The following is a 13,712-nucleotide window of genomic DNA, read 5'->3' as shown; positions in this document are numbered from 1 at the left end:
CCGACTGAACTACCGCTGCGCAGTGCGTTCCTCTCTGGCTATCGTCTTCTTGCGAAACTCGAAGCACCAGGAACATCTCAGGAAGTGGTGGGTGATGACGGGATCGAACCGCCGACCCTCTGCTTGTAAGGCAGATGCTCTCCCGGCTGAGCTAATCACCCTCGCGATGTTGCTTGTTGCGTTTGCTTCGCTGAGGCCGCGAAATTTACGCAGGTGGCGAAGCTAAGTCAATAGCCCCATTGAATTTTTTTCAGAAAAGCGCAAAAAGCGGTTTACCTGTCTGCAGCTGTCGATAGCCTGTACTGGCCTCTTCGCGGGCACGCCCGCTCCCACAGGTTCTCCACATATGCTGACATGTGAGAAATACCTGTGGGAGCGGGCGTGCCCGCGAAGAGGCCGGTACAGGATATGCAGAATGCTCAGGTGTAGATCATCTTGCGGGTCATGCCGCCATCGACCACGAACTCCTGGCCGGTGACGAACGCCGCTTGCCGAGACAACAGCCAGGCGACCATGGCCGCCACGTCTTCCACCGTCCCTACCCTGCCCGTCGGGTGCTGGGCATGGTCCGCCTCGGTCAACGGCTCGGCACGGCGCTGCGATGGGTCACGGGCATCGATCCAGCCCGGGCTCACCGCATTGACGCGGATCTCCGGGCCCAGGCTCATGGCCAGGGCATGGGTCAAGGCCACCAGGCCACCCTTGCTCGCCGCGTAGGCCTCGGTATCGGGCTCGGACTGTCGCGCCCGGGTGGAGGTGAGGTTGACGATCGCCCCGTTGTGCGCACGCAGGTACGGCGCACAATGCTTGGCCAGCAACATCGGGCCGTTGAGGTTTACCGCCAGCACCCGGTTCCACTGCGCCAGGCTCAGGCTTTCGAGGGTCTGGTTGTGCGGATTGGCGATGGCCGCATTGCACACCAGCGCGTCAAGGCGGCCAAACTGCCCCAGCACCTCGGACACCCCGGCGCTGACCTGGGCCTCGTCGGCAACGTCCATGGTAATGAACCAGGCATTGTCACCCAGGGCCTTGGCCACCTTGGCGCCGCGCTGGCGGTCAAGGTCGCTTAGCACCACCTGCCAGCCTTCGCAGATCAACCAGGCGGCAATGCCCAGGCCGATGCCGCGCGCGGCACCGGTCACCAGGGCTACCCGGCCGTTATGGCCGGGCGTACCGCCGCGGATTTCGATCACAGTGCCGCCAACCCACGCGCCAGGTCGGCCTGCAGGTCGGCCACATCTTCCAGACCCACGGCAACGCGGATCAGGCTGTCGCGGATGCCGGCGGCTTCACGTTCCTGCGGCGTCAGGCGACCGTGGGAGGTGGTGGCCGGGTGAGCGATGGTGGTCTTGCTGTCACCCAGGTTGGTGGTGATGGAAATCACCCGGGTAGCGTCGATGAAGCGCCAGGCGCCCTCTTTGCCACCCTTGACCTCGAAGCTGACCACCGCGCCGAAGCCACTCATCTGGCGCTTGGCCAGTTCGTGCTGCGGGTGGCTCGGCAGGCCGGCGTAATGCACCTTCTCCACGCCCTCCTGCTGCTCCAGCCATTCAGCCAGTACCTGGGCGCTTTCGCAGTGCGCACGCATGCGCAGGCGCAGGGTTTCCAGGCCCTTGGTGAAGATCCAGGCGTTGAACGGGCTGAGGGTGGGGCCTGCGGTACGCAGGAAGCCCACCACTTCTTTCATCTGCTCGGCACGGCCGGCAACCACGCCACCCATGCAGCGGCCCTGGCCGTCGATGAACTTGGTGGCCGAGTGGAACACGATGTCGGCACCCAGCTTCAGCGGCTGCTGCAGCGCCGGGGTGCTGAAGCAGTTGTCCACCACCAGCATGGCACCGTGGGCATGGGCGATTTCGCTGAGGGCGGTGATATCGACCAGCTCGGCCAGCGGATTGGACGGCGACTCGACGATCAGCAGCTTGGTATTGGCCTTGATGGCCTTTTCCCAGCCGGCGAGGTCGACCAGTGGCACGTAGTCCACCTGCACGCCAAAGCGCTTGAAGTACTTCTCGAACAGGCTGATGGTCGAGCCGAACACGCTCTGCGACACCAGCACATGGTCACCGGCACTGCACAGCGACATCACCACGGCGAGGATCGCCGCCATGCCGGTGGAGGTGCCCACGGCCTGCTCGGCGCCTTCCATGGCCGCCAGGCGCTCCTCGAAGGCACGCACAGACGGGTTGGTGTAGCGCGAATAGACGTTGCCCGGCGTTTCGCCGGCAAAGCGCGCGGCGGCATCGGCAGCCGTGCGGAACACATAGCTGGAGGTCAGGAACAGCGCTTCGCTGTGCTCGGCCTCCGGTGTACGGTTTTGACCGGCGCGCACCGCCAGGGTGTCGAAACCGACACCCTCGAGGTCACTGTCCAGTCGTCCGGCATCCCATTGATCCGTCATGCCGTCGCTCCCGAAATCAGTTGTTGTAGAGGTCGATGATCGCGCTGACCGCCTGGTTCTTGACCTTGGCCAGGTCGTTACGAGCCTGCTCGATACGGTCGAGGTAGGCTTCGTCGATATCGCCGGTGACGTACTCACCGTTGAATACCGCGCAATCGAAGTGGTCGATCTTGATCTTGCCGCCACCGACCGAGTCGATCAGGTCCGGCAGGTCCTGATAGACCAGCCAGTCGGCGCCAATCAACTCGGCCACTTGTTCGGTGGTACGGTTGTGGGCGATCAGTTCGTGAACACTCGGCATGTCGATGCCGTAGACGTTGGGGTAGCGCACCGCAGGGGCTGCGGAGCAGAAGTAGACGTTCTTGGCGCCGGCTTCGCGGGCCATCTGGATGATCTGCTTGCAGGTGGTGCCGCGCACGATCGAGTCGTCCACCAGCATCACGTTCTTGCCGCGGAACTCCAGCTCGATGGCATTGAGCTTCTGGCGTACCGATTTCTTGCGCGCGGCCTGGCCGGGCATGATGAAGGTACGGCCGATGTAGCGGTTCTTGACGAAACCTTCGCGGAACTTGACGCCCAGGCGGTTGGCCAGTTCCAGGGCCGCGGTGCGGCTGGTGTCCGGGATCGGGATGACCACGTCGATGTCGTGCTCGGGGCGCTCGCGCATGATCTTGTCGGCCAGTTTTTCACCCATGCGCAGACGGGCCTTGTACACCGACACGCCATCCATGATCGAGTCCGGGCGGGCCAGGTAGACATGCTCGAAGATGCACGGTTGCAGCTTCGGTGCTTCGGCGCACTGCTTGGTGTACAGCTGGCCTTCTTCGGTGATGTACACCGCTTCGCCCGGCGCCAGGTCGCGGATCAGGGTGAAGCCGAGCACGTCCAGGGCCACGCTTTCCGAGGCGATCATGTATTCCACGCCTTCGTCGGTGTGACGCTGGCCGAACACCACCGGGCGGATGCCGTTGGGGTCACGGAAGCCGACGATGCCGTAGCCGGTGATCATCGCCACCACGGCGTAACCGCCGACGCAGCGGCTGTGCACGTGGGAAACCGCGGCGAACACGTCTTCTTCGGTCGGCTGCAGCTTGCCACGCACCGCCAGCTCATGGGCGAACACGTTCAGCAGTACTTCCGAGTCGGAGTTGGTGTTGACGTGGCGCAGGTCGGACTCGTAGATCTCCTTGGCCAGCTGCTCGACGTTGGTCAGGTTGCCGTTGTGTGCCAGGGTGATGCCGTATGGCGAGTTGACGTAGAACGGCTGGGCCTCGGCCGAGGTCGAGCTGCCCGCAGTCGGGTAGCGCACGTGGCCGATGCCGATGTTGCCGACCAGGCGCTGCATGTGGCGCTGCTGGAACACGTCGCGCACCAGGCCATTATCCTTGCGCAGGAACAACCGGCCGTCATGGCTGGTCACGATACCGGCAGCGTCCTGGCCGCGGTGCTGGAGGACCGTAAGCGCGTCATACAGCGCCTGATTGACGTTCGACTTACCGACGATACCGACGATGCCACACATGCGACGCAACCCCTACTTTGACGAAACTTGAGTGAATAGCGCTCAGGGCTTTGCCGGCCCGAGCAACTGTTCCTTGAACGGAAGATCAGCTGGAGTGCCGATCAGCCCACTGGGTGTCCACTGGCCGGTAAAACCCAGGATCAGGTTTTTCGACCAGTCGGCGACCAAGAGAAATTGTGGTATCAGGCGTGATTCCTGCCACCAGGTGTCCTGTTGAACCGGCCCCAGGCTGATCAGCCCGATGGCCACCACCACCAGCAAGGCCCCGCGCGCGGCGCCGAAGGCCATGCCCAGGAAACGATCGGTACCGGACAGCCCGGTCACGCGGATCAGCTCACCGATGAGGAAGTTGATCATGGCCCCCACCAGCAAGGTGGCGACGAAAAGAATGGCGCAGCCGGCGATGACGCGCATCGACGGCGTCTGGATGTAGCTTTCAAGATACACCGAGAGCGAACCACCGAACATCCAGGCAACCGCACCGGCAATGATCCAGATGAGCAAGGACAAGGCTTCCTTGACGAAGCCGCGCTTGAGACTGATCAGTGTGGAGACGGCGATGATCGCGATGATCGCCCAATCAACCAAGGTAAATGCCACGGTGCTGCCTGCAGACGTTTGAGGCGGCGCATTTTAACAGAGCGGCGGGCTGGGAGTAAGCGGAATGTCAGGTGATTAGCGCTACCCGGGCTTACGCGATCATTGTGGGAGCGGCCTTGTGTCGCGAAAGGGCCGCAAAGCGGCCCCGGCGATTCTGGCAGTGTCGTTGAGATCCTGGGGCCGCTTCGCGGCCCTTTCGCGACACAAGGCCGCTCCCACATGGACCGCGCCGCTGCAAGACCTATACAGAACCCGCGAATGAGCGGCAAAGCCGACCCCGGGTTATATCAGCTGCGCTCAGGCTGGAAGCGCACCACGAAGCCCTTGAGGCTGTTCTGGCGGTTGATGGCGTCACGCACGCGCTCGGCCTCGGCCCGCTCGATCAGCGGCCCCACGTACACCCGGTTCATGCCACCCGCCGAGCGGATATAGGCGTTGTAACCCTGGCTACGCAAGGTTTGCTGCAGCTTTTCGGCCCCGGCACGGTTGGACAGGCTGGCCAACTGGATCGACCAGCTGACCGGCAGGCCATTGACGTCGATCTTCGATGGCGCCGCCGGCGCGGCCGGCTTGGCTGCCGGCTGAGGCTCGACCTTGGCCACGGGCGCCTGCGGCTTGACGGGCTGAGGCTGAGGCTGCACCTGCGCCTGAGGCTGGGTCTGCGGTGACGGGGTAATCGGCTGGCTGGGCGTGCTCGCCGGCGCGGTGGACTCGTCCACCACCACCGGTGGCTGTTGCGGCTCTTGCGCAATGGCCTGCGGCTCCGGCACGGCAACCGGCTCCACCTTCACTTCCGGCAGGCTTGGCATGGCCGGCGCCTGCGGGGCCTCGACGCGCACCTGACGCATCTCGTCCTCGCGGGTGAACAGCATCGGCAGGAAAATCACCGCCAGCGCCACCAGCACCAACGCACCCACCATGCGCTGTTTCATCCCTTTATCCAGCACTGCCATCTACTCCACCCTCCTGGGCGTGCCGCTCCAGCCATTCCAGTGCCTGGGCAACACAGAAAAACGAACCGAACAGCAAGATCTGGTCATCCGCCGTTGCCTGCGCGCATTGCCCTTCAAGGGCAGCATCGACGCTGGCATAAGACTTCACCGCAGCGCCGACGTTCGTCAAGGCCGTGGCCAGCTCCGCAGCCGGGCGGCTGCGCGGGGTATCCAGTGGCGCCACTGCCCAGTCGTCGACCAGCCCCTGCAGCGGCGCGACAACACCGTCCAGGTCCTTGTCGGCGAGCAGGCCGAACACCGCCAGGCGGCGCCCCTTCAGCGGCCGCGCCGCCAGGCGCCGGGCCAGGTACTCCGCGGCGTGCGGGTTGTGCCCGACATCCAGCAACAGCTCCACCTGCTTGCCCTGCCAGCTCAGCAGGCGACGGTCGAGGCGACCCGTGATACGGGTATCCAGCAGCGCCTGGCGAATCTGCCCGGCGTCCCAGGGCAGGCCCATCAGCAGGTAGGCCTGCAGGGCCAGCGTGGCGTTTTCCATGGGCAGGTCGAGCAAAGGCAGGCCACGCAGCTCTACCTGCGCACCATCAGCCGCAGTACCCCGCCAGTTCCAGCTGCCAGCGGCACTGGCCAGGTCGAAGTCACGACCACGCAGGAACAGCGGCGCAGCCAGTTCGGCGGCCTTGTCCAGCAGCGGCCGAGGCGGATCCAGGTCACCGCACAGTGCCGGTTTGCCCTGACGGAAGATGCCGGCCTTCTCGAAGGCCACCAGCTCGCGGGTATCACCCAGGTAATCGACATGGTCGACGCCGATGCTGGTCACCAGGGCCAGGTCGGCATCCACCACGTTCACGGTGTCCAGGCGGCCACCAAGGCCCACTTCCAGTACCACGGCATCCAGCTGCGACTGGTAGAACAACCAGAACGCGGCCAGGGTGCCCATCTCGAAGTAGGTCAGGGAAATATCGCCTCGCGCCGCCTCGACGGCGGCGAAGGCTTCGCACAGGCGCTCATCGCTGGCCTCTTGGCCATCGATCAGCACCCGCTCGTTGTAACGCAACAGGTGCGGCGAGCTGTACACGCCGACCTTGAGCCCCTGGGCACGCAGCAGCGAGGCCACGAAGGCGCAGGTCGAGCCCTTGCCGTTGGTGCCGGTCACCGTCACCACGCGTGGCGCCAGCTTGCCCAGCGCCAGCCGGGCAAGCACCTTCTGCGAACGCTCCAGGCCCATGTCGATGGCCGAGGGGTGCAACTGCTCGAGGTAGGCGAGCCATTCGCCCAGGGATCGTTGTTTCATCACGCGACGGCAGCCGCCTCACGCGCTTGCTCCGGGGTTTCCTGGCCGGTCATCTGCGCCAGCAGGCGGGCCAGACGCGGGCGCAGCTCGCCACGGGAGATGATCAGGTCGATGGCGCCGTGCTCCAGCAGGAACTCGCTGCGCTGGAAGCCTTCCGGCAGCTTCTCGCGCACGGTCTGCTCGATCACGCGCGGGCCGGCGAAGCCGATCAGTGCCTTTGGCTCGCCGACGATCACGTCACCGAGCATGGCCAGGCTGGCGGAAACACCACCGTACACAGGGTCGGTCAGTACCGAGATGAACGGGATGCCTTCTTCGCGCAGGCGCGCCAGCACGGCCGAGGTCTTGGCCATCTGCATCAGCGAGATCAGCGCTTCCTGCATGCGTGCACCGCCCGAGGCGGAGAAACAGACCATCGGGCAGCGGTGCTCCAGGGCATAGTTGGCCGCGCGCACGAAGCGCTCGCCGACGATGGCACCCATGGAACCGCCCATGAACGAGAACTCGAAGGCGCTGACCACGATCGGCATGCCCATCAGGGTGCCGCTCATGGAGATCAGGGCGTCCTTCTCGCCGGTCTGCTTCTGCGCGCCGGTCAGGCGGTCCTTGTACTTCTTGCCATCACGGAACTTCAGGCGGTCGACCGGCTCCAGGTCGGCGCCCAGTTCGGCACGGCCATCGGCGTCGAGGAAGATGTCGATGCGCGCACGTGCGCCGATGCGCATGTGGTGGTTGCACTTGGGGCAGACATCCAGGGTCTTTTCCAGCTCCGGACGATACAGCACGGCCTCGCAGGCCGGGCACTTGTGCCACAGGCCTTCAGGCACCGAGCTCTTCTTCACCTCGGAACGCATGATCGAAGGGATCAGTTTGTCGACTAACCAGTTGCTCATGCTTTCTTTCTCCAGTATTGGCAGGCGTGGGCCGGTGTCGCCGGCCCTGCCCTGCCCTTGAGCTCAAAATCTTTTATGAAACGATGATGGACCGGCCGCCGGGACTTTCCGCGCGCCACCCCACCGCTAATGTGTTGTCTTGCCGCCACAGGCGCAGGCGGCTGCCCCGCAGGGCTGCGAAAGCTATGGACGATGGCGCGCAGCCAGCCGTCACATCTGCCATCACGCCTGTTTCACCGCATGCATGAATGCCTCGATCTTCGCCGCGTCCTTGATGCCCTTGGCTTGCTCCACGCCGCCACTGACATCCACCGCGTACGGCCGCACCTGGGCGATGGCCTGGCCGACATTGTCGGCAGACAACCCGCCCGCCAGGATGATCGGCTTGCTCAGGCGCGCCGGCACCAGCGACCAGTCGAACGCTTCACCGGTGCCTCCGGGTACGCCTGGCACATAGGTGTCCAGCAGAATGCCGCGGGCACCGGCGTAAAGCTGGCAGGCCGCCTCCAGGTCGTCGCCCGGGCGCACGCGCAGGGCCTTGATCCAGGGGCGGTGGTAGCCTTCGCAGTCCTGCGGGGTTTCATCGCCGTGGAACTGTAGCAGGTCCAGCGGAACCACTTCGAGGATCTCGTTCAGCTCGCAGCGCGAAGCGTTGACGAACAGCCCGACCGTGGTCACGAACGGTGGCAGCTCGGCGATGATCGCCCGCGCCTGGCGCACGTCCACGGCGCGCGGGCTCTTCGCATAGAAGACGAGGCCGATGGCATCGGCGCCCGCTTCGGCAGCGGCCAGTGCGTCTTCGATGCGGGTAATCCCGCAGATCTTGCTGCGAACATTGCTCATGGACAGCGAACCCTGCTTGTTACGGTGAAAGGCCGGATGTTAGCAAATGACTTTTCGCCCGTCAGTCTGCCAATGCCTCGTAGCCGGTCAAAAAGTGTGGGCCGATGTAACGCTTGGGCAGCGCGTATTCCTCGGGGTACTCCACCTGCACCAGGTAGAGCCCGTACGGGTGCGCCGTTACCCCGCCTTCGCGGCGGTTGCGCCCCTCCAGCACCTCACGCGCCCAGGTGACCGGGCGTTCTCCGGCACCAATGGTCATCAGTACACCGGCGATGTTACGCACCATGTGGTGCAGGAAGGCCGTGGCACGCACATCCAGCACGATCATCTGGCCATGGCGGGTGACGCGCAGGTGGTAGATGTGCTTGATCGGCGACTTGGCCTGGCACTGGCTGGCGCGGAAGGCACTGAAGTCATGGGTGCCGAGCAGGTACTGCGCGGCTTCGGCCATGCGTTCGACATCCAGCGGGCGGTGGTTCCAGGTGACTTCCTCGGCCAGGTGCGCCGGGCGGATCGGGTCGTTGTAGATGACGTAGCGGTAACGCCGGGCGCAGGCCTTGAAGCGGGCATGAAAGTCGGCCGGCATCGGCTGCGACCAGACCACGCTGATGTCATGGGGCAGGTTGAAGTTGGTGCCCATGGTCCATGCGCGTTCGTCGCGCACGGCGCGGGTGTCGAAGTGCACGATCTGCCCGCAGCCATGCACGCCGGCGTCGGTGCGCCCGGCGCAGATTACCGAGATCGGCTCGTTGGCCACCTTGGACAGGGCCTGCTCCAGGGCCTGCTGGACACTGGGCACGCCACTGGCCTGGCGCTGCCAGCCACGATAGCGCGCGCCTTTGTATTCCACGCCCAGGGCGATGCGGGAGTAGCCTTCGGCCGCGGACTCGGCGGCGGCGGTGTCGATGATGTCCAAGAGCATGAAACCTGTGGGGTGTACGGAATGGCGGGGATTATAACGACAACGGCAGCCGTGTAGGGCTGCCGTTGAACGTGTGTCGCGCTTGAGGGCCTCTTCGCGGGCATGCCCGCTCCTACAGGTTACTCACAAGGTCGAAAATGTGTGGAGATCCTGTGGGAGCGGGCAAGCCCGCGAAGAGGCCGGCCCTGCTTACATCAGACCAGCCGGGAGAGCATGTCCTCGGCTTCCTGACGCTGGCTGTCGTCGCCATCCTTGACCACTTCATCAAGGATGTCGCGCGCGCCCTGGTTGTCGCCCATGTCGATATAGGCGCGGGCCAGGTCAAGCTTGGTGGCCACTTCGTCGCTACCGGAGAAGAAGTCGAAGTCCAGGTCGTCCAGTGGCTCGGGTTCTGGCTGGGCAATCGCGTCTTCACTGGTGAAGTGCGGTTCCAGCGACGGCGATTCGAGACTCTGCGACAGCTTGTCCAGTTCGGCGTTGACGTCGTTCAGCTCCGAGGCAAAGCTCTTGGCTGCCGGCGAATCGTCTTCCAGCGACAGCGAAAGATCGAAGTCGGACGGCAGGTCGAACTCGGAAAGCGGGTCGAATGCTGGCTCGCTGTCGAAGGCAGCCAGCTCGGCGGCGACATCCACCGGGGCTTCGTCCACCGCTGCCGGGGCGGCCGGGGCAACCGGTTCGCTGACGTCGAGGTCGAAGTCGGACAGGTCCACAGCGGGCTGTGTCTCGGCCTGAGCCAGCATGGCCTCGAACTCGGCGTCGGCGTCGGCCTGCAGCTCGGCGTCCACGGCAAACGGCTCGTCTTCCGGCTGAGCCGTTTCCAGCATCGGTTCATCCAGTACCGGCTCGTCGACGACAGGTTGCTGGGCCACCGATTCGTCCAGCAGCGGCGCCGCCAGCGGGTCTTGCTCGGGCAGGTCGTCACCCAGGCTCAGGTCGAAGGCACTGTCCAGGTCCTGCTCGTCCAGGCCCGGCGCATCGAGGGTCGGCACTTCATCGAAGGCATCCAGCTCAGCATCCAGATCAACTTCGGGCTCGAGCACTGCCTCAGGTTCCGCCTGGGCAACGGCCTCTGGTTCAACCGCCACCTCTGGCTCGAACGCCGACTCTTCCTCGGGTGCCACGTCGGCAACCACTGGCGTTTCAGGCTGATCCTGCAGCAGCTCCTGCACGTACTGCTCGTCCATCTCGGCAGCCAGGGCCGCCGCGCCCAGGCCGGCAGCGGCCAGGCCGAGCATGGCCGGGTAGCGCTCTTTCAGCCCGGCAACAGCTGCACTGTTCGGCTCGCTGGCCGGCAGCTTGCGTTCCTGCTCGACGAACGCGCTCTGGTCACCCTGGCGGGCGTACACATCCATTAGTTTCAGGCGCAGGTCGTCACGCTGCGGCGCGGCGGCCACGGCAGGCTCCAGCAGGTCGGCAGCGCGGTTCAAGCGGCCTTCGGCCACGCATTGCTCGACCTCCGCCAGCAGCGCGGCGTGGGGGTCGGCTTGCGGTTCAGGTTGCGCTTCGACGGCGGGTGTCGATGTTTTTTCCGCGGCGGTGGCGGCGGCAGCCGAAGCGGCGACCACGGCCGGCGACAGGGTCACGCTCGGGGCCGAGACCTCGACGCCATCGAAGCTTGCGCTATCGCTGTCGAAGCCTGCGCCCTGCTCTTCTTCCAGCGCACGCGCCATGCGCAGGTGCTTTTCAGCCTCCTGCTGGGCCTTGCGCTTGCGCGCCAGCAGCAACAGCAGAAGCAGCAGTACGAGGAAGGCACTACCTGCAATCAGCCCAAGCAGCAGCGGGTTGCCCATGATTTCGTCGACCATGCTGCCAGGCTGGCCGGCAGGTGCGGCCTCGGCGGCGGGCGCCGGCTTGGGTGCGGTATCGGCGGCGGCAGGCGCAGGCTTGGCGACCGGTTGGGCCGGTGCCGCCGCACCCTGGGCTTCAAGGCGGGCCAGCTGGTTGTTCTTCAGCTCGATCAGACGCTGCAGCTTGTCCAGCTGGCTCTGCAGGTCGGCCATGCGGCTCTTGAGCTCTTCGTTGTCGCGACGGCTGGTGTCCAGGCTTTCCTGGGCCACCGCCAACTTGTCGTTGAGGGCCTTGGCCTGGTCGGCACCGGCCTGGTCGGCACCGGCCTGGTTGCCCGGGCTGACCAGGCGCAGGTTGTCGCCCTGGGCGATACGCGCCGGCGCTGCCTCGGCGGCACCGCGACGGGTGGCGTCCAGCTGGCGGGCACGCGGGCCCAGGCGGCGGCCTTCACGCCAGGCGGCATACTGCTCGGCCACCTCAGCGGTCGCCTCGCCCTGCGCGATATTCTGGATCTGCTGCTGGTCGGGCAGGCGCAGCACCTGGCCAACCTTCAGCTGGTTGATGTTGTTGCCGATGAAGGCGTCCGGGTTCAGCGCCTGGATCGCGATCATGGTCTGCTGGATCGAACCACCCTGGGTGTTGCGCGCGGCAATCTGCCACAAGGTGTCGCGGCGTTGGGTGGTGTAGCTGCCGGCAGCGGTCACCGCTGGCGCGACATTGCCTGCCGCCGGCTTTTCGCCCTGGGCCTTGGCCTGGTCGAGCAGCACGCTGTAGTCACGCAGCAGGCGGCCCTGCGGCCACATCACCTGGACCAGGAACTTTACCACCGGTTCAGGCAGCGGCTGGCTGGAGGTAACCCGCAGCACGCTCTTGCCGTTGGGGTTGATCACCGGCGTGAAGGTGAGGTCTTCGAGGTACGTCGGCAGCGCCACCCCGGCCTTGCTGAACTCTTCCGGCGGCGCCAGGCTCGGCGCCACTTCGGCGGCGGTGAGGTCGCGCACGTCGAGCAGCTCGATCTCGGCGTCCAGGGGCTGGTTCTGTGCCGACTTGAGGGTCAGCTCCCCCAGGCCCAAGGCATTCGCCATGCCCGACGACAGCGCCGATGCTGCAGCCATGGCCAGAACCAGTTTGCGAATTCGAAGCATGACCTCTTCCCTTGTATGAAGCGTCCTGAAACCTGCATGCGGAGCAGGACAATAGTGCTCGCCAGTATCTTTTACGGCATGTGTTTAATCAACAATTGCGCCACTTGCACGGCATTGAGCGCGGCGCCTTTGCGCACGTTGTCGGTGGTCAGCCAGAGGTTGAGTTGCTGGTCTTCATCAACACCGTGCCGTACACGACCAACATAGACCACGTCCTGGCCCACTGCGTCGCCTACCGGGGTCGGATAATCATCGCGCTCCACCAGTTCGACGCTGTCGGCCGCCTCGAGGGCCTGGTTGACAGCGTCCAGGTCTACCTGGCGACGGCTCTGCACCGCCACACTGAAGCTATCGCCGAAAAACACCGGGACTTGAACGCAGCTCACGGAAATCTTCAGTTCCGGCAGGCCCAGCAGCACGCGCAGCTCGCTGACCAAGCGTCGCTCCAGGGCCGTGTGGCCTTGCTCATCGGCGGCTCCGACCTGGGCCAGCATGTTGAACGCCACCTGGCGATCGAAGAAGCGTGGCTCCAGGGGGCGGGCATTGAGCAGCTCGGCGGTTTGCCGGGCGAGTTCGTTGACCGCTTCACGGCCTTGTGCGGACACTGCCAGCGCGGCCATTACCTGCACCCGTTCGATATCCAGCAGGCCTTTGAGCGGTGCCAGGGCAACGGCCAGGGCAACTGCGGCCGAGCACGGGCTGACGATGCGGGCGGGCAATGCCAGGCCGGCCAGGCGTTCGGCGTTGGCTTCTGGCACCAGGGCGAGGGCGTCGTCCAGGCCAGCGGACAGGTCGATGACCGTGCAGCCTGCCTGCAGCGCCTTGCTGGCAAAGCTGCGGCTGACGGCGGCGCCTGCGGCGAAGAAGGCCAGCTTGACCTGGGCGAAGTCGAAGCTGTCCACTTCACGCACCTTCAGCTTCTTGCCGGCGAACATCACGCTGCTGCCCGCCGATTCCATGCTGGCCAGCAGGTGCAGGGTGGCGACCGGGAAATCCAGCTCTTCGAGGATCTGCACCAGGGCTTCACCGACGCTGCCGGTGGCGCCGATGACGGCGATGTCCAAAGGGTGTGTCATGGAAGGGATCCTTTTGCTGAAAACGGCGGGGGCGGCACTTTACTCGGATTGTAGAGTTTTGTCTGTGCTGGCCCAAACCTAGAGCTGCGCTGCGCCGCTCTTGCTCTTGCTCTTGCTCTTGCTCTTGCTCTTGCTCTTGCTCTTGCTCTTGCTCTTGCTCTTGCTCTTGATCTTGATCTTGATCTTGATCTTCGCGACTTCAGGAGGCCGAGCAGAGGTCTTGCGGAGGGAGGGGACGGGGATGGGTGCCCGTCACCCCCCTCCGCAGTCCCTTCGCT

The 13,712-nt window shown here is 65.0% G+C and carries 11 protein-coding genes and 1 tRNA gene; all 12 read right to left on the bottom strand.

Translation table 11 applies throughout. The features are described from left to right. Positions 1-85: 85 nt before the first annotated feature. Positions 86-161, bottom strand: a tRNA-Val gene (locus B2790_RS16095). Between the two features lie 258 nt (positions 162-419). Beyond that, on the bottom strand, positions 420-1,193 hold the full coding sequence (locus B2790_RS16090; protein ID WP_075044161.1) for an SDR family oxidoreductase: 774 nt from the start codon (positions 1,191-1,193) through the stop codon (positions 420-422). Beyond that, complete coding sequence (locus B2790_RS16085; RefSeq protein ID WP_025338247.1) at positions 1,190-2,401, bottom strand: O-succinylhomoserine sulfhydrylase; 1,212 nt, start codon at positions 2,399-2,401, stop codon at positions 1,190-1,192. Before B2790_RS16085 ends, B2790_RS16090 begins: the two co-directional genes overlap by 4 nt. A 16-nt stretch (positions 2,402-2,417) precedes the next feature. Then, entirely contained in the window at positions 2,418-3,923 is a 1,506-nt protein-coding gene (gene purF, locus B2790_RS16080; protein ID WP_025338246.1) for an amidophosphoribosyltransferase, read from the bottom strand. A gap of 42 nt (positions 3,924-3,965) precedes the next feature. After that, entirely contained in the window at positions 3,966-4,523 is a 558-nt protein-coding gene (locus B2790_RS16075; protein ID WP_013971612.1) for a CvpA family protein, read from the bottom strand. A gap of 287 nt (positions 4,524-4,810) precedes the next feature. Then, positions 4,811-5,476, bottom strand: a complete 666-nt coding sequence (locus B2790_RS16070; protein ID WP_286919204.1) for an SPOR domain-containing protein — start codon at positions 5,474-5,476, stop codon at positions 4,811-4,813. Beyond that, the gene (folC, locus tag B2790_RS16065) at positions 5,460-6,767 is read right to left on the bottom strand and encodes a bifunctional tetrahydrofolate synthase/dihydrofolate synthase (protein WP_274120121.1); all 1,308 of its coding nucleotides are present in this window, start codon (positions 6,765-6,767) and stop codon (positions 5,460-5,462) included. The genes B2790_RS16070 and folC overlap by 17 nt, the downstream gene beginning before the upstream one ends. Next, positions 6,767-7,660 carry an acetyl-CoA carboxylase, carboxyltransferase subunit beta gene (gene accD, locus B2790_RS16060; protein WP_025338243.1) on the bottom strand — a complete coding sequence of 298 codons (894 nt, stop codon included), beginning with the start codon at positions 7,658-7,660 and terminating at the stop codon, positions 6,767-6,769. The genes folC and accD overlap by 1 nt, the downstream gene beginning before the upstream one ends. Before the next feature lie 222 nt (positions 7,661-7,882). Further along, positions 7,883-8,503: a phosphoribosylanthranilate isomerase gene (locus tag B2790_RS16055; RefSeq protein ID WP_274120120.1), complete on the bottom strand. Its 621-nt coding sequence runs from the start codon at positions 8,501-8,503 to the stop codon at positions 7,883-7,885. 61 nt (positions 8,504-8,564) lie between these two features. After that, the gene (gene truA / locus B2790_RS16050) at positions 8,565-9,425 is read right to left on the bottom strand and encodes a tRNA pseudouridine(38-40) synthase TruA (RefSeq protein ID WP_137163294.1); all 861 of its coding nucleotides are present in this window, start codon (positions 9,423-9,425) and stop codon (positions 8,565-8,567) included. Positions 9,426-9,619: 194 nt separating this feature from the next. Continuing rightward, the gene (locus B2790_RS16045) at positions 9,620-12,358 is read right to left on the bottom strand and encodes a FimV/HubP family polar landmark protein (protein WP_286919203.1); all 2,739 of its coding nucleotides are present in this window, start codon (positions 12,356-12,358) and stop codon (positions 9,620-9,622) included. Between the two features lie 71 nt (positions 12,359-12,429). Then, positions 12,430-13,434, bottom strand: a complete 1,005-nt coding sequence (locus B2790_RS16040; RefSeq protein WP_286919202.1) for an aspartate-semialdehyde dehydrogenase — start codon at positions 13,432-13,434, stop codon at positions 12,430-12,432. Between the last annotated feature and the right edge of the window lie 278 nt (positions 13,435-13,712).

The organism is Pseudomonas sp. UBA6753, assembly GCF_002453565.1.
Taxonomy (GTDB): Bacteria; Pseudomonadota; Gammaproteobacteria; order Pseudomonadales; family Pseudomonadaceae; genus Aquipseudomonas; species Aquipseudomonas putida_Z.
The sequence above is the reverse complement of the archived record's forward strand: the minus strand, read 5'-3'. Positions and strand labels throughout refer to the sequence as shown.

Excerpts from the sequence above, each read along its gene's own strand:
- B2790_RS16045 (WP_286919203.1), bottom strand. The coding sequence starts at position 12,358 with ATGCTTCGAATTCGCAAACTGGTTCTGGCCATGGCTGCAGCATCGGCG.
- folC (WP_274120121.1), bottom strand. The coding sequence starts at position 6,767 with ATGAAACAACGATCCCTGGGCGAATGGCTCGCCTACCTCGAGCAGTTG.
- B2790_RS16040 (WP_286919202.1), bottom strand. The coding sequence starts at position 13,434 with ATGACACACCCTTTGGACATCGCCGTCATCGGCGCCACCGGCAGCGTC.
- truA (WP_137163294.1), bottom strand. The coding sequence starts at position 9,425 with ATGCTCTTGGACATCATCGACACCGCCGCCGCCGAGTCCGCGGCCGAA.
- B2790_RS16055 (WP_274120120.1), bottom strand. The coding sequence starts at position 8,503 with ATGAGCAATGTTCGCAGCAAGATCTGCGGGATTACCCGCATCGAAGAC.
- B2790_RS16070 (WP_286919204.1), bottom strand. The coding sequence starts at position 5,476 with ATGGCAGTGCTGGATAAAGGGATGAAACAGCGCATGGTGGGTGCGTTG.
- purF (WP_025338246.1), bottom strand. The coding sequence starts at position 3,923 with ATGTGTGGCATCGTCGGTATCGTCGGTAAGTCGAACGTCAATCAGGCG.
- B2790_RS16085 (WP_025338247.1), bottom strand. The coding sequence starts at position 2,401 with ATGACGGATCAATGGGATGCCGGACGACTGGACAGTGACCTCGAGGGT.
- accD (WP_025338243.1), bottom strand. The coding sequence starts at position 7,660 with ATGAGCAACTGGTTAGTCGACAAACTGATCCCTTCGATCATGCGTTCC.